Source organism: Gilliamella sp. B2911 (genome assembly GCF_026536965.1).
GTDB lineage: Bacteria > Pseudomonadota > Gammaproteobacteria > Enterobacterales > Orbaceae > Gilliamella > Gilliamella apicola_E.
In genome coordinates this window covers 56,585-79,224 of record NZ_JAFNNA010000005.1, presented here as the reverse complement: position 1 = coordinate 79,224, position 22,640 = coordinate 56,585, and the positions used below count along the sequence as shown (strand labels likewise).

The 22,640-nt window shown below is 35.4% G+C and carries 17 protein-coding genes; 15 read left to right on the top strand and 2 right to left on the bottom strand.

Annotation, left to right across the window (positions count from 1 at the left end):
* The first annotated feature begins 150 nt into the window (after window positions 1-150).
* From putP to adk, 11 genes are all read left to right on the top strand, one after another.
* Window positions 151-1,638 carry a sodium/proline symporter PutP gene (gene putP / locus J3U27_RS06040; protein WP_065562912.1) on the top strand — a complete coding sequence of 496 codons (1,488 nt, stop codon included), beginning with the start codon at window positions 151-153 and terminating at the stop codon, window positions 1,636-1,638.
* Window positions 1,639-1,679: 41 nt separating this feature from the next.
* A complete protein-coding gene (gene tyrS, locus J3U27_RS06035; RefSeq protein WP_218060057.1) occupies window positions 1,680-2,951 on the top strand; it encodes a tyrosine--tRNA ligase in 1,272 nt (423 codons plus the stop codon).
* Between the two features lie 4 nt (window positions 2,952-2,955).
* Window positions 2,956-3,822, top strand: a complete 867-nt coding sequence (pdxY, locus tag J3U27_RS06030; protein ID WP_065734954.1) for a pyridoxal kinase PdxY — start codon at window positions 2,956-2,958, stop codon at window positions 3,820-3,822.
* Between the two features lie 86 nt (window positions 3,823-3,908).
* Complete coding sequence (locus J3U27_RS06025) at window positions 3,909-4,349, top strand: helix-turn-helix domain-containing protein (RefSeq protein ID WP_065734953.1); 441 nt, start codon at window positions 3,909-3,911, stop codon at window positions 4,347-4,349.
* 86 nt (window positions 4,350-4,435) lie between these two features.
* Entirely contained in the window at window positions 4,436-5,545 is a 1,110-nt protein-coding gene (gene ispG / locus J3U27_RS06020) for a flavodoxin-dependent (E)-4-hydroxy-3-methylbut-2-enyl-diphosphate synthase (RefSeq protein WP_065734952.1), read from the top strand.
* A gap of 24 nt (window positions 5,546-5,569) precedes the next feature.
* Window positions 5,570-6,847 (top strand): histidine--tRNA ligase, encoded by a 1,278-nt coding sequence (hisS, locus tag J3U27_RS06015; RefSeq protein WP_065734951.1) that lies wholly within the window; start codon window positions 5,570-5,572, stop codon window positions 6,845-6,847.
* A gap of 23 nt (window positions 6,848-6,870) precedes the next feature.
* Entirely contained in the window at window positions 6,871-7,638 is a 768-nt protein-coding gene (locus J3U27_RS06010; protein WP_267377064.1) for a YfgM family protein, read from the top strand.
* Between the two features lie 26 nt (window positions 7,639-7,664).
* Window positions 7,665-8,837, top strand: a complete 1,173-nt coding sequence (gene bamB / locus J3U27_RS06005; RefSeq protein ID WP_267330564.1) for an outer membrane protein assembly factor BamB — start codon at window positions 7,665-7,667, stop codon at window positions 8,835-8,837.
* 18 nt (window positions 8,838-8,855) lie between these two features.
* The gene (gene der / locus J3U27_RS06000; protein ID WP_065734948.1) at window positions 8,856-10,322 is read left to right on the top strand and encodes a ribosome biogenesis GTPase Der; all 1,467 of its coding nucleotides are present in this window, start codon (window positions 8,856-8,858) and stop codon (window positions 10,320-10,322) included.
* 3 nt (window positions 10,323-10,325) lie between these two features.
* Window positions 10,326-10,577 carry a zinc-ribbon domain-containing protein gene (locus J3U27_RS05995; protein WP_267377063.1) on the top strand — a complete coding sequence of 84 codons (252 nt, stop codon included), beginning with the start codon at window positions 10,326-10,328 and terminating at the stop codon, window positions 10,575-10,577.
* A 33-nt stretch (window positions 10,578-10,610) separates the two neighbouring features.
* Window positions 10,611-11,255, top strand: a complete 645-nt coding sequence (adk, locus tag J3U27_RS05990; protein ID WP_267330565.1) for an adenylate kinase — start codon at window positions 10,611-10,613, stop codon at window positions 11,253-11,255.
* A 46-nt stretch (window positions 11,256-11,301) separates the two neighbouring features.
* On the opposite strand, the gene J3U27_RS05985 is transcribed toward adk, so the two are convergent.
* Together J3U27_RS05985 and ybeD are read right to left on the bottom strand one after the other, a co-directional pair.
* Complete coding sequence (locus J3U27_RS05985; protein WP_267377062.1) at window positions 11,302-12,579, bottom strand: bifunctional O-acetylhomoserine aminocarboxypropyltransferase/cysteine synthase; 1,278 nt, start codon at window positions 12,577-12,579, stop codon at window positions 11,302-11,304.
* 67 nt (window positions 12,580-12,646) lie between these two features.
* A complete protein-coding gene (ybeD, locus tag J3U27_RS05980; protein ID WP_034883735.1) occupies window positions 12,647-12,913 on the bottom strand; it encodes a DUF493 family protein YbeD in 267 nt (88 codons plus the stop codon).
* Window positions 12,914-13,094: 181 nt separating this feature from the next.
* Here ybeD and gss point away from each other — a divergent pair, with 181 nt between their 5' ends.
* From gss to J3U27_RS05960, 4 genes are all read left to right on the top strand, one after another.
* Complete coding sequence (gss, locus tag J3U27_RS05975) at window positions 13,095-14,987, top strand: bifunctional glutathionylspermidine amidase/synthase (protein WP_220225278.1); 1,893 nt, start codon at window positions 13,095-13,097, stop codon at window positions 14,985-14,987.
* 212 nt (window positions 14,988-15,199) lie between these two features.
* Entirely contained in the window at window positions 15,200-16,849 is a 1,650-nt protein-coding gene (locus J3U27_RS05970; RefSeq protein ID WP_267377061.1) for an SrfA family protein, read from the top strand.
* 8 nt (window positions 16,850-16,857) lie between these two features.
* On the top strand, window positions 16,858-19,884 hold the full coding sequence (locus J3U27_RS05965) for a virulence factor SrfB (protein ID WP_065562899.1): 3,027 nt from the start codon (window positions 16,858-16,860) through the stop codon (window positions 19,882-19,884).
* Window positions 19,881-22,553, top strand: a complete 2,673-nt coding sequence (locus J3U27_RS05960; RefSeq protein WP_267377060.1) for a putative virulence factor — start codon at window positions 19,881-19,883, stop codon at window positions 22,551-22,553. The genes J3U27_RS05965 and J3U27_RS05960 overlap by 4 nt, the downstream gene beginning before the upstream one ends.
* The last annotated feature ends 87 nt before the right edge of the window (window positions 22,554-22,640 follow it).

Here is a 22,640-nt window from a genome sequence, read left to right as displayed (position 1 = left end):
ATCTATTGGAAAATAATAAAATATTTTTACTTTTGAATTGTTTTTTCTTTTTTATTTAACATTTATCTGCAGAAATCACCTGCTTTTTAGCATTGGCTTTTTGTGGTAAGCTAGCCAACTATTTTTTAATTTCATCATTCAAGGTTTATTATAAAAATGTCATTACCAATGATTGTCACCTTTGCTGTTTACATATTAGGAATGATTGCTATCGGTTTTTTTGCATTCCGTGCAACGCGAAATTTTGGTGATTACATATTAGGTGGGCGACGTATCGGTAGTGTAGTGACTGCACTTTCTGCTGGTGCTTCTGATATGAGTGGTTGGTTATTAATGGGATTGCCGGGTGCAGTCTTTTTATTTGGTATTTCACAAAGTTGGATTGCAATAGGTTTAATAATTGGTGCTTATTTAAATTGGCTTCTTATTGCGGGTAGGCTAAGAGTTTTTACTGAAATAAATCATAATTCATTAACTTTACCTGATTATTTTTCTCGTCGATTTGATGATAACAGCTCATTACTAAGAATTATTTCGGCAGTAATAATTTTAATCTTTTTCACGATTTATTGTGCTTCTGGTGTAGTTGCTGGCGCTAAATTATTTGAAAGTACATTTGGCCTTAGTTATGGCTGGGCTATGCTTGCTGGTGCAGGTGCAACCATTGCTTATACTTTTATCGGTGGTTTTTTAGCGGTCAGCTGGACAGATACTATTCAAGCTAGTTTAATGATGTTTGCATTAATTTTAACCCCAATCATGGTTATGATAAATGCTGGGGGTTTTTCAGATGCGTTGGCTAATATTCAATCATTAAATCCCGATTACACAAACATCTTTTCACATATGGATTTTATTGCCATTATCTCTTTATTAGGATGGGGACTTGGTTATTTTGGTCAGCCCCATATTTTAGCAAGGTTTATGGCTGCTGATTCACACGAAGTAATGAAAAACGCTCGTCGAATTAGTATGACATGGATGATTTTGTGTTTAGCCGGTGCTATTACAGTTGGTTTCTTTGGTATAGCTTTTTTTGCTAACAATCCAAATTTAGCTTATTTAATTGATGATGGTAAGCATGAACGTATTTTCATCGAATTATCTAAATTACTTTTTAATCCGTGGATTGCAGGTATTTTGCTTGCAGCTATCTTAGCTGCAGTAATGAGTACCCTAAGTTGCCAATTATTAGTTTGTTCAAGTGCATTAACTGAAGATTTCTATCGAGCATTTATCAGACCAAAGGCTAAACAACGAGAATTAGTTTGGGTTGGGCGTGTTATGGTCTTATTAGTTTCAGTTATTGCTATTTTACTCGCAATAAACCCAAATAACAGTGTGCTTGATTTAGTCAGTCATGCTTGGGCAGGATTTGGAGCGGCATTTGGCCCTATTGTTGTATTTTCGGTTTTCTGGGCTCGAATGACTCGCAATGGTGCACTAGCAGGAATGATAACGGGAGCAATTACCGTTTTACTTTGGATAAATTTCAATTGGTTTAATTTGTATTCCTTGATTCCAGGTTTTTTATTTGCGTCAATAGCAATAGTTATTTTTAGTTTATTAGACAAAAAACCAAATGAAATAGTCGAAGATCATTTTGAACAAGCGTATAAAAGATATCATAATAAATAAATGTAATTAAATAGAATAGAAACGTTAATAGGTAAAATATCATGACAAAAAATGTGATCAAACAACTGCAAGAGCGTGGGCTTATTGCTCAACTTACTGATGAAAACGCGCTAATGGAATTAATCGAAAAAAATCCTATTGCGCTATATTGTGGTTTTGATCCAACAGCTGACAGTTTGCATCTTGGTCATTTAGTTCCATTACTTTGTTTAAAACGTTTTCAATTGGCTGGTCATAAACCAATTGCATTAGTTGGTGGTGCAACAGGACTAATTGGGGATCCAAGCTTCAAAGCAGTTGAACGTAAGCTTAACACTGAAGATACTGTTATTGAATGGAGTGAGAAAATCAAACAACAAGTATCGCCGTTTTTGGATTTTGAATGTGGTGATAATGCAGCTATTGTAGCCAATAACTATGATTGGTTTGGTGGCATGAATGTTTTATCTTTTTTACGGGACATTGGTAAATATTTTTCCGTCAATTCAATGATTAATAAAGAATCTGTTAAGCAACGTATTGACCGCGATGAGTCAGGTATTTCATTTACTGAGTTTTCTTATAGCTTGTTACAATCTTATGATTTTGCAAGCCTAAACAAAGCACATAATGTCGTGTTACAGATAGGTGGTTCTGATCAATGGGGTAATATTACCGCAGGTATCGATTTAACTCGTCGTTTACATCAAAAACAAGTTTATGGTTTAACCGTACCATTAATTACTAAATCGGACGGAACCAAATTTGGTAAAACTGAAAGCGGTGCAGTATGGTTAGATCCTAAAAAAACCAGCCCGTATAAATTTTATCAATTTTGGATTAATACTGCTGATGCCGATGTTTATCGTTTCCTTAAATTCTTTACATTCATGTCATTGGAAGAAATTGATGCATTGGAAGAAGAGGATAAGAATAGTGGCTTAGCCCCTAGAGCTCAATATGTACTTGCTGAGCAAGTTACTCGTTTAGTTCATGGCGAAGATGGCTTAACCGCAGCGAAACGTATCACTGAAAGTTTATTTTCTGGTAAGTTAACTGACTTATCTGAAGCTGATTTTGAGCAGTTAGCTCAAGATGGTATGCCTACATTGGCTGTTGAAGAAGAGCTAGATTTGCAACAAGCAATCGTTAATGCAGATTTTGCACCTTCAAGAGGTCAGGCAAGAACAATGATTGAATCAAATGCTATTTCTGTTAATGGTGAACGTAATTCCACAACAGATTATCGTTTTTCTAGTAGTGATAAACTCTTTAATCGTTATACATTATTGCGTCGAGGTAAAAAATACTACTGCTTACTCATTTGGAGATGATTTCATGAAAAATATTTTATCGATTCAGTCTCATGTTGTATTTGGTCATGCAGGTAATAGTGCAGCTGTATTTCCAATGCGTCGTTTGGGTGTGAATGTTTGGCCTCTAAATACGGTTCAATTTTCAAATCATACCCAGTATCGTCAATGGACTGGATCGGTAATGTCAGCATCTCATTTGGTAGATATTGCTGAAGGAATTAATGCTATTGGGGAATTAGACCGATGTAATGCTGTATTAAGTGGGTATATGGGATCTCCAGAGCAAGGTAATGCAATCATCGACATAGTTAAGAAAGTAAAGGCAGTAAATCCTGAAGCAATTTATCTTTGTGATCCGGTAATGGGACATCCTGAAAAAGGTTGTTTTGTTGCGCCAGGTGTATCCGAATTTTTATGTAATACCGCTTTGCCTATTGCAGATATGATGGCTCCAAATATCTTAGAGCTAGAGGAACTTAATGGTAAACAACCAATCAGTAATGTTAATGAAGCAATTTTAGCCTGTCGCTCAATTTGTCAAAAAGGACCTAAAGTTTTATTAGTTAAACACTTAAGTCGAGCAGGTTATCAAAAAGATCGTTTTGAAATGTTGCTTGTAACTATGGATGAAGCTTGGCATATTGATCGTCCCTTAGTCGATTTTGGTGTTAAGCAACCAGTAGGTGTTGGCGATGTGACTAGCGGGCTATTTTTAGCAAATATAATGCTTGGTAAATCAATGGTCGAAGCTTTCGAACATACTACCTCTGCAGTTTATGCTGTTATGCTTGAGACATTAAAACAAAATGAATATGAATTACAATTAGTCGCTGCACAAAATGAAATTGAGACGCCAAAACAGTGGTTTAATGCAAAAAGGATTGATTAATTTTTGAAATATGTAAAAATATATAAAATTATGTAAAAATAAGTTAAAGTTGTGTAAACTAATGGAAGGCAAAATAAGAGAAAATGATGGAAAATAATATTACGTTGGGTAAGATTCTTTCCGATTTAAGGGATAACAAGGGCTTAACCCAAAAAGATATTTCTGCTCAAATTCATGTTAGAACTCAAGTTATTTCAGAAATAGAAAATAATCAGTTAGTCCATGCCCCTTATGTTCTTGTTAAAAGCTATATTCAAAACTATGCAAAAATTGTTGGTTTACCTAGTGAAGAATATCAACCTTATCTTGAGGCATTAGCAAAGCAATATTCAGTAAAACAACCTTTCAAACTCGAATCAATAGATAATAAAAAAAGTCATAGTAAAAAGATTATCTTTATTACTTTATTCATTTTTATTTTGTTATTAGGTATTGGATTATATTACGCTACCTGTCAAAACAAAAATAATTACGTTGAAGTTAGCCATTATATTTCTCCTGGGGCTTCTGATCGCGTTAACAGTTAGCAAATTTTCGAATTCACATACAGACATTTGCCCCAAATCTTGTTAAGATCGCGACCTAGTTATTTTGTAATGTGATTAGGCATCTTATGAGTCATCAAGAATCACCAATTGTTAGGAGAGAATCTACCCGAATTTATGTCGGTGATGTGCCCATTGGAGGTGGAGCTCCTATTGCTGTCCAATCCATGACCAATACACGAACAACAGATGTAGAGAAAACAGTAGCTCAAATCCAAACGCTTGAGCGTGTTGGTGTTGATATTGTGCGCGTTTCTATTCCAACGATGGATGCTGCTGAAGCATTTAAATTTATTAAGCAACAAGTAAAAGTTCCCTTGATTGCCGATATTCACTTTGATTATCGAATAGCTTTAAAAGTTGCTGAATATGGTGTTAATTGTTTAAGGATTAATCCTGGTAATATTGGTAATGAATCGAGAATTCGTTCAGTAGTTGATTGTGCTAAAGATAAAAATATTCCAATACGTATTGGTGTTAATTCAGGTTCGCTAGAAAAAGATATCCAAGAAAAGTATGGTGAACCAACACCAGAAGCGATAGTTGAGTCTGCGATGCGCCATGTAGATATTCTTGATAGGCTTGATTTTGATCAATTTAAGGTAAGTGTTAAGGCGTCAGATGTTTTTACCGCAGTTGATTCGTATCGATTATTGGCAAAACAAATTAAGCAGCCTTTACATCTAGGAATAACTGAAGCCGGAGGCATTCGTACAGGTGCTGTAAAATCAGCAATTGGGCTCGGTTTATTGCTATCTGAAGGTATCGGCGATACATTAAGAGTTTCACTTGCTGCCGATCCGACGGAAGAAGTCAAAGTTGGATTTGATATTTTGAAATCTTTACGTATCCGATCTAGAGGGATTAATTTCATTGCTTGTCCAACTTGTTCAAGACAAGAATTTGATGTAATTAGTACCGTTAATACGCTAGAGCAACGACTTGAAGATATTATAACACCGATGGATGTCTCTATTATTGGCTGTGTTGTTAATGGTCCAGGTGAAGCGTTAGCTTCCACAATGGGTGTTGCTGGTGGGCACAATAAAAGCGGTTTTTATGAAGATGGTGTGCGCATAGGGCGTATAGATAATGAAAAAATGATAGATGAGTTGGAAGCTAAAATACGGGCTAAAGCCTTAATTTTGAAAAATAGAATAGCAACCACTGAACTATAATCTTATTAGATAGCGAATAAAAATATGACTGAAAAAAAAATCCAATCAATACGGGGAATGAATGATTTACTCCCGAGTGATAGTGCAACATGGCAACAAATTGAAAAAATTGTCAAAGGTGTGCTAAATAGTTACGGTTATAATGAAATTAGAACCCCAATTGTTGAAGATACTGGATTATTTAAACGAGCAGTTGGTGAAGTGACAGATATCGTTGAAAAAGAAATGTATACTTTCAACGACCGTAATGATGAAAGTCTCACTCTACGCCCGGAAATTACAGCAGGTTGTGTTCGTGCAGGAATTGAACATGGTCTGTTTTATAATCAAGAGCAGCGCTTATGGTATTTAGGGCCTGCATTTCGTTATGAAAAACCTCAAAAAGGGCGTTATCGCCAATTCCACCAATTTGGTGTTGAAGTATTTGGCCTTGAAGGACCGAATATTGATGCAGAGCTTATATTATTAACCGCTCGTTTTTGGAAAGCTCTTGGTATTGAAAAGCATACTACACTTGAACTCAATTCAATTGGTTCAGTTGAAGCTAGATCCAATTACCGTAATGCGTTAGTTAGCTTCTTAGAACAACATAAAGATAAATTAGATGAAGACTGTTTACGTAGAATGTATACTAATCCATTACGTGTGTTAGATTCAAAAAATCCTGTTGTACAAGAATTGCTTAATCAGGCGCCAAAATTATTTGATTATTTAGATGAAGAATCTAAAAATCATTTTGATGGGTTATGTCATTTATTGGACAACGCAGGAATAAAATATAATATTAATCAAAGATTAGTTCGTGGTTTAGATTATTATAATCGAACTGTTTTTGAATGGGTTACTACCAGTTTAGGAGCTCAAGGTACCGTGTGTGGTGGAGGGCGCTATGATGGGCTTGTTAGTCAGCTTGGTGGACAACCAACCCCTGCTGTAGGTTTTGCCATGGGAGTTGAGCGTTTAGTATTGCTTGTACAAGCGGTTAACCCTTCTTTAAATCGTGACAACTCGATTGATATTTATATGATATCTTCTGGTGATGAGCAAACAATATCTGCTGCACAAAGAACGGCGGAAACATTACGTGATGGTTTACCTGATAGAAGAATTGTTACAAATTACGGTAGTAGTAATTTTAAGAAACAATTTGCCAAAGCTGACAAATTAGGTGCTAAAATAGCTGTAATCATTGGCGAAAATGAAATTGCCAATCAAACAGTAACAATTAAAAATTTACAAACAGGCGAACAAGTTGAAGTTGCACAAAAAGAGATTGTTCAAACGTGTTTGGCAATATTGTAAGTTAAGGAAAATAGGAGAAAAACGTGAGTTATCAATTATCTGGCGAAGAACAAGTTTCAGAGATAAAAGAATTTCTTGCTAAAACGTGGAAAATCATTGTTGCAGTTATAGTAATTGGATTATTAGCTTTTTATGGCTGGCGTTACTGGCAATCTTACAAATTAGAAAAAACGATTGAATCTTCCGAACGGTATGAACAATTAATAGCTAATTTAGACAAAAATAATCCAGATTCAGTAAATGAATTAGTCTCTTTCGCGGAGAGTGATAATACTATTTATAGTGTTTTTGCTAATTTAAAAGCAGCTAAATTTTACGTTGAAGAATTGAAAGATTATCCAAAAGCTGAAAAGTTACTCACTGATTCATTAAGTAAAACTGATTCAGAAGTTATTAAATCAATCAGTTATATTCGTATTGCAAAAATACAATATCAACTTGAACGTTATCAGGATGTTTTAGCGACCTTAAATAAGGTAACTGAAAAAAGTTGGGTACCTGTAGTTAATGATATTCGTGGTGATGCCTATATGAAATTGAATAATTATGCTGAAGCTGTTGCGGCTTATAATGTTGCATTAGCTCCTGCTCCAGCTGATCAATCAGGGGAAAATTATTCTAAAGCTTCATTGCCTACAGAACAGTTAGATAAAAATATCAAAATGAAGTTAAATCAGGCTCAATATCTTAAAGATAAGCAACAAGCTGAACAAGAAGCTCAAGCCGCCAAAGATAAAGCAGAGCAAGAAGCAGAAGCTAACGTAAATGCAGCGCAAGAAAATAAAAATTAATTTATCCTGATATAAGGGTTTATACAATGAAGTTAACAAAATGTCTTTCTATTAGTGTTTTTATGTTTTCACTTGCTGGATGTTCATTGTTTGGTGGAGAAGAAGAGATAGTACAAGTATCACCTTCGCCGAAAGTAAGTAACCAATTTTCAATAAAAGAAGTATGGCGAAATAGTACATCAGGCAATACACATATTTATTCATTATTAGGTCCTATTAATTATGATAATGCTATTTATGCTGCTAGCCGAAGCGGACAAGTTAAAGCTATTGATCTATTAAATGGTCATACAATATGGGATAAAAATTTATCAAAAAGTACATTATTTAGCAGCAAAACAGCGCTATTTTCTGGCGGTGTAAGTGCTGATGATAAATATGTATATGTTGGTAGTGAACGTGCTGTTGTATATGCTTTAGATCGTAATGATGGTAATGTTATTTGGGAAAAACCAGTAAAAGGCGAAGTACTTGCTCGTCCTATTTCTTCAGAAGATAAACTCATTGTTTATACCGCAAGTGGTAATTTACAAGCTTTGAATCGTAATACCGGCGAGGATGTATGGGATGTAATGCTTGAAGTTCCACCTCTTTCATTAAGAGGTAATTCTACCCCAACAATTGCACATGGTGCAGCAATACTTGGTGATGATACTGGTCATGTAAATGCTTACTACTTAAACGATGGACAACTGATTTGGCAACAACGTATTTCACAACCTAGTGGATCAACTGAAATTGCAAAATTGAATGATGTTGATTCAACCCCTGTTATCGAAGGTAATTTAGCTTATGCAATTGGGTACAATGGTAATGTTGTAGCACTTGACTTAAGTAATGGTCAGATTGTATGGCGTAAAGAGATGGGGTCTACGCATAGTTTTGCAGTTGATAGTCAACATTTATTTGTTGTAGATCAAGATGATAATGTACAAGCGGTCAGCAAAAATGGTGGTACAGTACTATGGACTCAAGCTGATTTGTTACATCGTCAATTAACCGATCCTGTTTTATATGAAAACTATATTGTTCTTGGTGATTTTGAAGGTTATCTATATTGGTTAAGTAAAGATAACGGTGAAGTCGTTGCTAAAACACAAGTTAGTAGTAGTGGATTGATTTCGAAACCATTAGTTGTCGACAATAAAGTTATTGTCCAAGCTAAAAATGGTGATATTTACGCATTCACAAAAAATTAAGGTAATTAGAGAAAAAATATGGTACCTGTTGTCGCACTAGTTGGTCGTCCGAATGTAGGAAAGTCGACTTTATTCAATCGATTAACTCGAACTCGAGACGCCTTAGTAGCTGATTTTCCGGGATTAACTCGTGACCGTAAATACGGACGAGCAGAAATCAAAGGGCATGAATATATAGTCATTGATACTGGTGGTATTGATGGCACCGAAGATGGGGTTGAAAGCTTTATGGCGGAACAATCCCTACAAGCAATTGAAGAAGCAGACATTGTCCTTTTTTTAGTTGATGCAAGAGCTGGTGCTATGCCTGCTGATCATGCAATTGCTAAGCATCTTCGCGCTCGTGAAAAAGCAACATTTTTAGTTGCTAATAAAATTGATGGTATTGATGCAGATAGCGCAATATCTGATTTTTATAGTTTAGGATTAGGGGACATTCATCCGATTGCAGCAAGTCATGGTCGTGGTGTAAATGTTTTAATTGAAACTGTACTCGATCCTATTTTCCATTTTGAAGATGATCAGCATGAAATCATATCAAATGATTCAGAAGATGAAGAGCTTCCTGAATCTTATGATGACATTGAAGATGAAGCTGACTCACTCATCAACCAGCCAATCAAAGTTGCTATTGTTGGAAGACCAAATGTAGGTAAGTCAACACTAACTAATCGAATTTTAGGTGAGGAGAGGGTTGTCGTTTATGATATGCCCGGCACAACACGCGATAGTATTTATATCCCCATGACGCGTGATGATCGTGAATATATCTTGATAGATACAGCGGGAGTTCGTAAACGAGGTAAAGTAACAGAAACCGTTGAAAAATTCTCTGTTATTAAAACCCTGCAAGCGATAGAAGATGCTAATGTTGTTATTTTAGTAATAGATGCCCGAGAAGGCATATCTGATCAAGATTTGTCCTTGCTTGGTTTCATTATTAATAGTGGGCGCTCACTTGTTATTGCAGTCAATAAGTGGGATGGTTTATCACAAGATATCAAAGAGCAAGTAAAAACGACGTTAGATGATCGGCTTGATTTTATCGATTTTGCTCGTTTACATTTTATATCTGCACTTCATGGCAGTGGTGTAGGAAACTTATTTGACTCAATCCAAGAAGCATATGATTGTGCGACACGTCGTGTTAATACTGCATTATTAACCAAAATCATGCAAATGGCACAAGATGACCATCAGCCACCATTAGTGAGAGGGCGTCGAGTAAAATTAAAATATGCTCATGCAGGTGGATACAACCCACCAATTGTTGTTATTCATGGTAATCAGGTTGAAGATTTACCTGATTCTTATAAACGCTATTTAATGAATTATTTTAGACGCTCATTAAAAATTATGGGATCACCAATACGAATTCAATTTAAAGAAGGCGCAAATCCATTTGAAGGCCGAAAAAATAGTTTGACGGCTTCCCAACAACGTAAACGTCGTCGTTTAATGAAACATGTACGGGGGCGTAAATAACGTATGACAACAAAAAAGAGTATTGATGAGGTGCAAGAAGGTATTTGTCCGAAATGCCATAATAAAATGGACATTGTGTCGCCACAACATTATGACTGTCCTCATTGCAAGCAACATTATCTAGAACAGTATATCTGTCCAATTTGTCAGCAAAGTGCTCAAATAGTTAAAGGTTGTGGTGCTATAAACTACATTTGTCACACTGATGGCTTAATCTCCAGCAGTAAAGTGATATTTCATTATTTACCAGAATAGAAATTTATATTTAAAGCCATAAGAGGTTATTTTATGCGAATTATTTTGTTAGGCGCACCAGGGGCAGGAAAAGGAACTCAAGCTCAATTTATTATGCAAAAATATGGCATTCCCCAAATTTCAACGGGTGATATGTTGCGTGCAGCGGTAAAAGCAGGTAGCCCACTAGGTCTACAAGCAAAAGAGCTTATGGATAATGGTAAGCTTGTTACTGATGAGTTAGTTATTGCTTTAGTTAAAGAGCGTATTGCACAAAGCGACTGTGAAAAAGGCTTTTTATTAGATGGTTTTCCTCGCACAGTTCCACAAGCGGATGCAATGAAAGAAGCCGGAATTAATGTAGATTATGTGCTTGAATTTGATGTACCTGATGAAGTTATTATTGATCGTATGAGTGGTCGCCGTATTCATGCTGGTTCAGGACGTGTATATCATATTCGTCATAATCCGCCGAAAGTGGAAAATATTGATGACGTAACGGGTGAACCATTGACTATCCGTAAAGATGATAATGAAGAGATTGTTCGTAAACGTCTTGTTGAATATCATGATTTAACTAAACCTTTAGTTAACTATTATCAACATGAAGCGAAAGAAGGGCGAACTAAATATTACCGCATTGATGGAACACAAGCTGTTTCAGCTGTGACTAATGAATTAACTAAAATTTTAGGTTAATTTTTAAAAAGAGGGATGATACTCATCCCTCATATTATCAAATTTATTATTTAGCAGAGTTAAGTGCTTGCTCTAAATCTTCAATAATATCATCGATATGTTCAATACCAATTGATAAACGTATCATTTCTTGGCTTACACCAGCTTTTTGCAATTCTTCATCATTGAGTTGCCTATGCGTAGTTGATGCTGGGTGACAAGCTAATGAACGCGTATCGCCAATATTGACTAAACGAATAATCAATTTTAAGGCATCAATAAATTTTGCACCAGCTTGTTTTCCCCCCTTAATACCAAAAGACAAAATCCCGGCAGGTAATCCATTATCCATTTGTTTTACGGCTAAATGATGTTCAGGATGATCAATAAGCCCTGCATAATTGACCCACTCAACTTGAGGATGTGAAGCCAAATACTTAGCAACTTTAAGTGTATTTTGGCAGTGACGTTCAATACGTAAAGAGAGTGTTTCAAGACCTTGCAATAATAAGAACGTATTAAATGGCGATAAAGCTGCTCCCATATTTCTAAGAGGTATTACTCGACAACGTGCAATATAAGCTGCATCACCAAAGCTTTCAGTATAAGAAACGCCATGATAAGAAGGGTCTGGTTGGTTTAACATAGGATACTTATCGGCATGATCTTTCCAACGAAATTTACCAGAATCAACTATCATTCCACCTAAACTATTGCCATGCCCACCGATATATTTAGTTAATGAATGTACAACTATATCAGCGCCAAATTCAAATGGTCGGCAAAGGGCAGGGCTGGCAACTGTATTATCAACAATTAATGGTATACCATGCCGATGGGCAATATCAGCAAGTGCAGTCAAATCAACAAGGTTACCAGCCGGATTACCTATACTTTCACAGTATATGGCTTTAGTTTTGTCATCAATTTGGTTTTCGATAGCTTTTAGGTCATTGTGTGGTGCAAATTTAGTTGTAATACCAAAATTAGGCAATGTATGAGCAAGTAAATTATATGTGCCACCATAAAGTTTAGACACTGAAACAATATTTTCTCCAGCAAATGTGATGGCTTGTATTGCGTAAGTAATAGCCGCCATACCAGATGCTACCGCAAGAGCGCCTATACCACCTTCAAGAGCAGCAACACGTGCTTCAAGTACTGCATTTGTTGGATTTGTTATTCGAGTATAAATATTCCCCGCGACTTTTAAATCGAATAAATCGGCACCATGTTGTGTGTCATCAAAAGCATAAGATGTCGTTTGATATATGGGAACAGCGACGGAGTGAGTGGTTGGTTCAGGAGTATAGCCTGCGTGCAAAACAATTGTTTCTGGTTTCATATAAGAGCCTCATATTTACAACTATAAGACTCTTATTTTGTGCAAAAAATTACCAAAAAGTAAAGAATTATAAAACCATTCTCACTATATCTATTTCACCTAATTCTTTGTATAAACTTTCCACCTGATCAATATGTGTTGCATTAATCGTAATTGAAACAGAATGATAATTACCTTTACTACTTGGTTTAATCGACGGTGTATAATCTCCAGGCGCATGGCGCTGAATAACTGACACCACTTTATCAACTAATTCAGGTTTTGCTTCACCCATTACTTTATAAGTGAAAGAACAAGGGAAATCTAATAATTCATTTAATTTTGTTTGTTGCATAATAGTCTTTTTCTCGTTTTATCAATATAACTACTAACTTTTGCTAATATATATAGTCAATTTATTATTCTTCAAGCCATAAACATCACTTTTTAAAGCTTATAATTTGATCTATGATAAGCAAATTCTAACATAGCTTAGTAAAACCTACCTTACTATTATTCTAAAAGGCTAAAATAACATGTCATCCCAATCCGCTAATAAAGAACCTTTTGGTACATTACTTGGTTATGCACCAGGTGGTGTCGCAATTTATTCATCTGATTATGAAACATTAGATCCTGAACAATTTCCTAATGATGCTTCATTTCGAAGCTATTCTGGTCATGAGTATATGGGGTACAAGTGGCAATGTGTTGAATTTGCCAGAAGATTTTTATTTTTAAATTATGGTATTGTTTTTACTGATGTTGGCATGGCACATGAAATTTTCTCGTTAAGGTTTCTTCGCCAGGTTATCAATGAAGCAATTTTACCATTACAAGCATTTGCTAACGGCAGTAAAAAAATGCCAGAAGCAGGAGCATTATTAATATGGGATGATGGCGGTATATTTGATAGAACAGGCCATGTTGCTATTGTTACTGAAGTTTTTGATAATAAAATTCGAATTGCGGAACAAAATGTTATCCATACCCGACTTCCTATTGGTCAGCAATGGACGCGTGAGTTGGAGATGACCGTATCTGATGATGGTTTTTATTTACATGATACTTTTGATGATACCAAAATTTTAGGTTGGATGATTCAAACAGATAATACACTTTATAGCCTACCACAACCTGAAGTTAATAAGCACTTACTTGATATCCACAGCGTACACATTGAAAATCATGGTCAATTTGATGGCAAATGGCTAAACGAAAACGATCCGTTAGAAAGCGCTTATGTGTCAGCAACTGGCCATGCTATTAGTCATGATGATCAATATCGCTATTTCACTATTTCTGAAAGTGCAGAACAGGAACTTATTCGTGCCACAAATGAACTTCATTTAATGTATTTACATGCTACAGATAAAGTATTAAAAGATGACAATTTATTATGCAATTTCAATATTCCTGAAATTCTTTGGCCTAGACTTCGGTTATCTTGGCAGCAACGGCGTTATCAAATGATCACTGGCCGATTAGATTTTTGTATGGATGAGAGAGGCTTTAAAGTTTATGAATACAATGCTGATTCTGCATCATGTCATACCGAAGCTGGAAAAATATTGGAAAATTGGGCAATCCAAGCCGAATTAAATGTTGGGGTAAACCCGAGTGCAGGATTACTCAATGCTTTAGCTAGTTGTTGGAAGCATAGCGACGCAAAAGCATTTGTACACATTATGCAAGATAATGACAATGAGGAAAATTATCATGCACTATTTATGCAAAAGGCCCTGACTCAAGCTGGATTTAAAAGTAAAATTTTACGAGGACTAACCGGGTTAAGATGGGATAAACGCGGACGCTTAGTTGATGATGAAGATCGTCAAGTTACCTGTGTCTGGAAAACGTGGGCATGGGAAACTGTACTTGAACAATTACGCCAAGAAAGTGAAGCACAAGTAGCAGGATTGCCGATTCGAACATGGCATCCTGAAAATGCGGTTAGATTAATTGATGTATTGCTGCGGCCTGAGGTATCTGTTTTTGAGCCTTTATGGACTGTAATCCCAAGTAATAAAGCTATTTTACCTGTATTATGGTCTCTATTTCCGAATCATCGTTATTTGCTTGAATCTACATTTGAACTTAATGACAACTTAATCAAAAAAGGCTACGCAATTAAGCCTATTGCCGGGCGAAGAGGTAGTGATATTGAGTTAGTTGGTAGTCATGAACAAGTGTTGGATAAAACTGTTGGACGATTTGCAAAACAGGAAAATATTTATCAAGAATTATGGTGTTTGCCAAAAGTTGATGATCGTTATTTGCAAGTTTGTACTTTCACCGTTGGTGGTCATTATGGAGGTGCGTGTTTACGTTCTGATCCTTCTTTGGTTATAAGAGGAGAAAGTGATATGCAACCACTACGAGTGTTAACGGATGAAGAATTTTTAAAACAAAAATCAAAAAAAAGTTGAGGAACGGGGTTTTTGAGGTCTAATTTAACAATTTAGTCATTAATTAATTGAATATTTATAGCTTAAATCATTATAAAGAATTAAATATGACAAAAAAATCATATTATCTTTTGGGTTAACAATGACAACAACTTGCTATTTCTGATAGAATTGATTTAATTAAATAATAATTACAAAAAATATAAGTAATTTAAAGGAATATCAGGAAATATATGGCAAACACATTACTCCGAAGTGGTGATATAAAAGATTTTAAAATGCTCGGGCATGATGGTAAAGCAGCTTATCTTGTTGCTTCTCAAATTCGAGAAATGTTTCGAGTCAAATTAGGGCGTCAATACTCAGATTGTTTAGCTATCCCACAACGTAATGATCAGGGTAATATTGTTGATTGGTATATCCCTTTCGATTCAGACTCACCTGATGGGGAATATGATATTGTTCCTTGGACATCAGCTAGTGAATCAGAAAAAGAATCTGCCTTAGTTTTGCTTAAAGATTTTGAAAACAAAGTTATCGAATTAGGTCAAAAATTATCTAGAAACCCCAATTTAGAAGGTGACCAACTACTTTTTAGTCGGCTTATCTATGATCCTAAACAAAGCGCAGATAGCCTTGAACCTAATTTGATGGCGATACGCTTTCCTAGCAATCAGTTTGTTTATATTGTTAATGGCAAACCTGTTATTACTTTTTGGGGCTTTGTTAATCCGCAAACACCACAAGCGACTTCGCCATTTTATTGTTTAGAGGCCTTTAGAAGTACAGCACCCGCACCTTCTCAAAAAATACCTGTTGTTGTTAAAAAGCCTTGGTGGAAGCGTTGGTGGGTTTGGTTATTGGGATTATTACTCCTTTTATTACTATTGTTAGCGTTGCTGTGGTTAAAAGGTTATTGGTTAAAACCAAGTATAACTTTAGATCCAAATATCTCAATAGATAATAAAGTTAATCCTTCTGTTGTTAACAATGAAAAGAAAGAAGAAAAACCAGAAGAACTCAAAAAACCAGAGGATAATAAACAGGATCCTGAGCAAAAACCTAAAGAAGTTATCATAGATAACAGACCTGTTGGTGTGGTTAATGGTGTCGTATCAAATCGGACTGTTGCTGTAGATCCTAATGCAGTGAATGCAGTTCCTACCGATTCTGCTGCTGTTGATAATTCAGCTATACCACCTGCTGCTCCAAATGAAACAGTAGAAAATACTGCAAATGGTGTTACAGATCCACTTCAACCTACGCCTCCTGATGCAAATAATCCTGATGATAAAGGAAATAACGGTGATCAAGGTGATCAAGGAAATAAAGGGAGTGAAGATAATAATACCCCGAATAATCCTAATTCGCCTGATGATAAAAACGTGGATCAAAATGGTCAGAATAATGACGATAAAAATGCTCAAACGACACCACCAGATGTCGTTAATAATTCTGAAGCTAACACTTCTAATCAAGGTAATTCACCTGATACCAATGCTAATCAATCCCAAAATTTAGCTTTACCTACTGATGCATTAAAGCAAGGGTCAACGAACTTTTTAAATGGCCAATGGTCAGTTGGAGCCGGTATTCAAGATAAAGCAACCGGTAAACCATTACAATTAAGTTATAATTTTAATCAAGGCAATGGTGAAGTGACGCTTACTCGTAGTGATGGCGTCAAATGTGTTGGTAAGGTCGGTAGTGGGATTCAAAACGCGAATTTAAATATTGTGGGTAATACCGAAGCTACTTGTAGTGATAATACTAAATATAAATTACCAAATATTCAGTGTAAACCTGGCAAAAATAATCAAGCTGATTGTCAGGGAGTTTATGATAACGGGACTTCATTCCCAATTACGATGAAAAAACAATAGGTTTGTATATGCTTCCAGAAATACGCAATTATGGTCAAGAAGTCACACTTATCATGAATAGTGGAATTCAGTTTCTTGATTTTGCATTAAAAATAGATTGGAAAGATAATAAATGGCGAAGTAAAGTTAATGGCTGTTTTATTGATCCATCAGAAAGCGGAGCACTAGTTAGATTAATTGAAGATATCGATAGTGGTAAATTTTTTGCGCCGGATAATCTCTCTTTTGCTGTTACACCAACTCAAGAGATAAGTGTTGACCAATCATTAAAACTGTTTGATGGCATTTGGTTGCCTGTGCCAGTTTTAAGATCAATGCCACCAGAGCGTTTTGATAAAGGCCCGCATAACTGGAGTCGAGTTCGAATTGTTAGTATTCCAGAAGGTGAAGATGCTGATGGCAATACACACCGCATTACATTCGCCTTCGATACAAAAATTTTCAGCAATATGCAGGACGTTGCTTATTTAGCGCCGACTGAAAATGATGTCAAAACAGGAGCTGTTTTTAGTTTAGCTCATCGTTCAGATCAAGTTGCTTGGTACTTAGAGCAAAAGTGGATCACCAGTTGGTTAATTGATCTATTTCAAGAGTTAGCGCCCCAACCAGAGCGACTAAAAATTCATAAAGATGATATTGAGTTAGAAATAAATAATAAAGCTTACTATGGTCATTATTTAAATATTCTTAATTTGCTTGCTGATTCATTACAGTTACCAAAAATCAAAATTGTCTCAAATAATCGAGATGATGTGGTTAAATCAATTCCTGTTGATATGATTTTAGATGTTGGTAATTCTAGAACATGTGGAATACTAATTGAAGATCACGTTCAAGATAAAGATAGCTTAAATCGTCGCTATGAGCTTGAAATTCGGGATTTAACTCAACCTGAACATATCTATAATGAACCGTTTGAGAGCCGAGTAGAATTTGCACAAACCTTTTTTGGTAAAGAGCACTTTTCTTTACAAAGTGGACGACGTGATACTTTCCGCTGGCCTAGTATTGTACGAGTTGGAAAAGAAGCCAGTCGTTTAGCTAGTCGTCGTGAAGGGAACGAAGGTGCAACTGGGCTTTCAAGTCCAAAACGTTATTTGTGGGATCAGGAGAAGTATGAGCAAGGTTGGCGATTCAATTCTCATTATGTGAAGAGCGATCATGAACCCTTTGCAACGGCAGAGCCGTTCTCTAGCTTAATTAATGAATATGGTGAAGCACTGCATGTCCTCAGTAATGAAATTGAGGAAGAATTTGATCGTAAAATGCCTGTGTTTCATCCAAAATATTCACGTAGCTCACTGATGACATTTATGCTATGTGAAGTATTAATGCATGCTTTAATGCAAATAAATAGTGTTGCTCAGCGTAATAAGCTTGAACACGCTAGAACGCCTCGTAATTTACGTTCAATTATTCTTACTATTCCTCCAGCGATGCCAAAACCAGAACAAGCTATCTTTAAAAGCTGTGTTTATCAAGCTATCGGTTTGGTATGGAAAAGTTTAGGTTGGGATAGTTCTGACGATGATATAGATTTTAGTGATCCTGAACAATTAAAAAGTATATGGCCAAACATTCCTGAAATTTACATTCAGTGGGATGAAGCGACCTGTGGCCAAGTGGTCTATCTCTTTAATGAAACTCAAAACAATTATAATGGTCGATCAGAAGAGTTTATAGCTTCAATGGTCAGACCAGATAAAACCAATAAACAAAAATTAACGATTGCGACCGTTGATATTGGTGGTGGCACAACTGATTTAGTTATAAATGATTATGAACTTGATTATGGTGCTAATAAACAGCTTAGTGGCAGTAATGCTTACATTGTTCCGACACAACGTTTTCGTGATGGATTTAAAGTCGCTGGTGATGATATTTTACTTGATATTATTCAAGATACCGTTTTATCTTCGCTAAACAATGGCCTAAAACAAGCTGGGCTTGCAGATCCTAATCCGATTTTATCTACTATTATTGGTTCTCAGCAGGTATCAATACAAGATGCAGTACTGCGCCAACAATTAACTTTACAACTGTTTACGCCAGTAGGCTTGCATGTATTAAAGCTTTATGAGCTTTATGATCCATTACATGCTGAGCAGCATGTTTATAACATGACATTTAGTGAATTACTGCAAAATAATGCGATGACCGATCATGTTCTGAATTTTATTAATGAACCGATTAGTCGAGCATTAAATAATCCTGAATTTTCTGTGCTTGATTTAAATGTGGAAATTGACCTTAAACGTATTCATCACTTATTTATTCGTGGTGATTATTACAATATTTGTAAAACGTTTGATGCGTTATCAGAGATTATTAGTTGTTATCAATGTGATGTATTGTTATTAACAGGTCGTCCTTCGCGGCTGCCTGGTGTACAAAGTTATTTCCGTTCACGATTATCAATGCCAGTAGGACGTATATTACCATTACATGGTTATTATACAGGTGGATGGTATCCATTCCATAAACAAGAACGTATTGATGATCCAAAAACAACGGCTGCTGTTGGCGCTATGTTATGTTTTCTAAGTAAAAACTTAAGATTACCGAATTTCTATTTTAGATCATCGAATATGGATTTATATTCAACAGTCAAATACATTGGTTTGTTAGATAATCTAAACATGATAAAGAAAGAAAATATTTATTATCAAGATATTGATTTAGATGATCCTGATTATGATTTTCCTGACCATTCTTTCGAAATTAGAGGCACAACAAGGCTTGGTTTTAAACAGCTTGAAATCGATCGTTGGCCTGCATCACCAATTTATATTTTGACTATTGAAAATAGTGATGTTGCTAAACGGTTGAGTGCTGAGGGTGTGGTTTTAGAGGTAACTTTAGGCATTAAAAATCGACAAAAGACTGTTGAGAATTTTTATATTAAAGATGTCAAAGCTTCAGATGGACGTGCTTGTAACAAAACCAAGGATATCAAACTTAATTTAAACACAATGGTAAATTCAGGTTTAATTAGCACACAATATTGGCTTGATAGTGGAATGATAAAACGATGAAAAATTTAAATGAACAACTCCCTAAATCCTGGGAACAGGTTTATCAAGCATCTGAACAAGCAATAGAGTGGGTGAGTCAAACCCGAGATTCATCAAAGCGTTTGAACAATGAGGCTGATAATTTAATTCTAGATCTACGTCGTTTGCGTAATAGCGCAAAACGATTGGGTGATGTGTCAACCAAGTCTGTTGCAGTGGGCTTTTTTGGATTGTCACAAGCAGGTAAATCTTATCTCATTTCAGCGTTAGCAGCGGGTGAGAATGGTAAGCTTGAAACCGTTGTCGATAATGAAATTTTAGATTTTATTGATCATGTCAATCCTGTTGGCGGAGGTAAAGAGGCAACTGGACTTGTTACACGATTTAGTCGTACCGCTAAAGGTGGCATTGCCAACTATCCGCTAGAGCTTAAACTTTTTCAAGAAATCGAAATTGTTAAAATTTTAATTAATGCATATTTTAAAGATTTTGATCAACAGAAAGTTGTGAATAAGATTGAATTTTCAGAGTTAAATCAACTTATTCAACAATCTGAAAATAAAAAACAATCTGATTATACGGGTGGTATAACTGAAGATGATATTGTTGATCTCTATGATTATTTATCTGAAAACTTTGGTAATTCACTTGAAGGTTTAAAAGGGGGGTATTGGGAGAAAGCTGTGTCTTTACTACCTTATCTTTCGACTGTAGACCGAGGTGCTTTATTCTCTGTGTTGTGGGGAGGCATAAGTGAACTCACTGCAATTTATGTGCAGTTAGCTACGACCTTGTCAAGTTTAAATCATGCTAATACTATTTATGCACCTCTTTCAGTATTGGTGAAGGAGCATGATGGTAAAAAGTCACAGATTGATAGCATAATGAATGTTGATATGCTTGAAAGGTTAAATACGGAGAAAGATTCATCTGTATCCGTTACACCACTTAATGGAATACCAACTTCGATATCATTAGCTCAATTAGCTTTTTTAACCGCAGAATTAATCTTCCCTTTAGTAAATCAAACTCGAGTACCAACTTTTGAGAAGGTCGATTTACTTGATTTTCCTGGATATCGAGGTCGATTAAATTTAATTTCTATCTCTGATGTTAAAGAAGGTAATCCAATTGCTCAACTTTTATTGCGTGGTAAAGTTGCTTATCTATTTGAGAAATATACTGATAGCCAAGAAATGAATGTTTTGGTTGTTTGTACTCCATCAGATAAACAGTCAGATGTTAATGATGTTGGTCCAGTATTAGAACGTTGGATTGATAAAACGCAAGGTGAAACTGCTGAGAAAAGAGCCACTAAAAAAGCTGGCTTGCTATGGGCTATTACCATGTTTGATAAAAGAATTGGAGCATCATTACATCAATCAGAAGATAATCTAAGTAATACTTGGGGTAAAGGTGGATTATTACAACAAACTATTTTAGAACGTTTTGGTAGCTATGATTGGTTATCCAATTGGTCAAATAATGGTAAATTTAATAATGTATTTTTGGTTCGTAAACCTGGATTTGATGTACCGTTTTTAAATGTCGACGCCAAGGCAAATCTTGAACTATCTTATAATGATAATTATCAACAAGAAATGTCAATTTTGAAAAAGACATTTGTTGAAAATCCAGATATTAAAGAGTATGTAAGCGATCCAGACCAAGCTTGGGATGCGATGTTGAAACTAAATGATGGTGGAATTGGTCGAATTAGTCAATATTTAGAACAAGTCGCGATTACTGAAGTTAAACAACAACGAATTGTTGAGCAACTCAATGAGAAAATAGATTATATCATCAATATGCGTTTTGATACTTGGTATCAAGCTGGCAGTGATGAAGAACTTGGTAAGAAAAAACAAATCATTAGTGGTGTAGTAAAAGAACTACAAGGTAAAGCGTTATTATTAGGCGAACTACTTAAAGTTTTAGAATTGCCAGATCAAACTATTCGAGCCCTTTATCATTCAAGCCATATAAATAATGAAGTTAGCAGTACAGGTAGTGATGATATATTAGATAATTCTTCAAACGATTTTGGTTTAAATACTGAATTTGAGCTGTTCCCCGATTCTAGCTCTCCTCTAAAACCTAAAGCTGTTGCTAGTTTACCTACTGAATCAAAATTTGCGAAAAACGTATTTACTGCATGGTTGGAGCATTTAAGAAATATTGTATTAGATAAACATATATTACAATTTTTCGGACTTGAGCAAAAATCACTCTCTTTTATTGTGGAAGAATTAATAACTGCCGCTAACCGTTTAAAACTTGAAGCAAGTTTAACGCAGAAAATTTTAGATATCGAAAATATGGGAAGTAAACGTGATGATCTTGAGTCTCGACAAATTAGCTCTATTCATCTCTTTTTGACCGACTTTATTGCTTGGCTTGGGTTTATTCAAGGGCAAGCAAATGAAATACCGACAAGCCGTGTTAATCAAGGTAAACCTATATTTTCTTCACCGTTGAGCCAATTCTCAAGTCAATTATCTCATCCACTTCCAGTGCTTGATGATAAGACTAAAAATTATTCTCAGTTTGCTATATTTGATTGGTTTATTGCATTTGCGGTGCTGGCACAAGAAAATGTCGGGCATCACGCTGGGCGTGAAATTAGTCAAGAACAAAATTCTCAACTTGGTGAGGTTTTAACTATCTTTAAACAATCGCAAATAAAATAATATGTTGTGATTATATTAGATGGTTATCATTTAATAATTATAAAAAAGGTAGCTTAAACTACCTTCTATTATGAAAGATTTATCAAT

Excerpts from the sequence above, each read along its gene's own strand:
- tyrS (WP_218060057.1), top strand. The coding sequence starts at position 1,680 with ATGACAAAAAATGTGATCAAACAACTGCAAGAGCGTGGGCTTATTGCT.
- pdxY (WP_065734954.1), top strand. The coding sequence starts at position 2,956 with ATGAAAAATATTTTATCGATTCAGTCTCATGTTGTATTTGGTCATGCA.
- J3U27_RS06025 (WP_065734953.1), top strand. The coding sequence starts at position 3,909 with ATGGAAAATAATATTACGTTGGGTAAGATTCTTTCCGATTTAAGGGAT.
- ispG (WP_065734952.1), top strand. The coding sequence starts at position 4,436 with ATGAGTCATCAAGAATCACCAATTGTTAGGAGAGAATCTACCCGAATT.
- hisS (WP_065734951.1), top strand. The coding sequence starts at position 5,570 with ATGACTGAAAAAAAAATCCAATCAATACGGGGAATGAATGATTTACTC.
- bamB (WP_267330564.1), top strand. The coding sequence starts at position 7,665 with ATGAAGTTAACAAAATGTCTTTCTATTAGTGTTTTTATGTTTTCACTT.
- der (WP_065734948.1), top strand. The coding sequence starts at position 8,856 with ATGGTACCTGTTGTCGCACTAGTTGGTCGTCCGAATGTAGGAAAGTCG.
- J3U27_RS05995 (WP_267377063.1), top strand. The coding sequence starts at position 10,326 with ATGACAACAAAAAAGAGTATTGATGAGGTGCAAGAAGGTATTTGTCCG.
- adk (WP_267330565.1), top strand. The coding sequence starts at position 10,611 with ATGCGAATTATTTTGTTAGGCGCACCAGGGGCAGGAAAAGGAACTCAA.
- J3U27_RS05985 (WP_267377062.1), bottom strand. The coding sequence starts at position 12,579 with ATGAAACCAGAAACAATTGTTTTGCACGCAGGCTATACTCCTGAACCA.
- ybeD (WP_034883735.1), bottom strand. The coding sequence starts at position 12,913 with ATGCAACAAACAAAATTAAATGAATTATTAGATTTCCCTTGTTCTTTC.
- gss (WP_220225278.1), top strand. The coding sequence starts at position 13,095 with ATGTCATCCCAATCCGCTAATAAAGAACCTTTTGGTACATTACTTGGT.
- J3U27_RS05970 (WP_267377061.1), top strand. The coding sequence starts at position 15,200 with ATGGCAAACACATTACTCCGAAGTGGTGATATAAAAGATTTTAAAATG.
- J3U27_RS05965 (WP_065562899.1), top strand. The coding sequence starts at position 16,858 with ATGCTTCCAGAAATACGCAATTATGGTCAAGAAGTCACACTTATCATG.
- J3U27_RS05960 (WP_267377060.1), top strand. The coding sequence starts at position 19,881 with ATGAAAAATTTAAATGAACAACTCCCTAAATCCTGGGAACAGGTTTAT.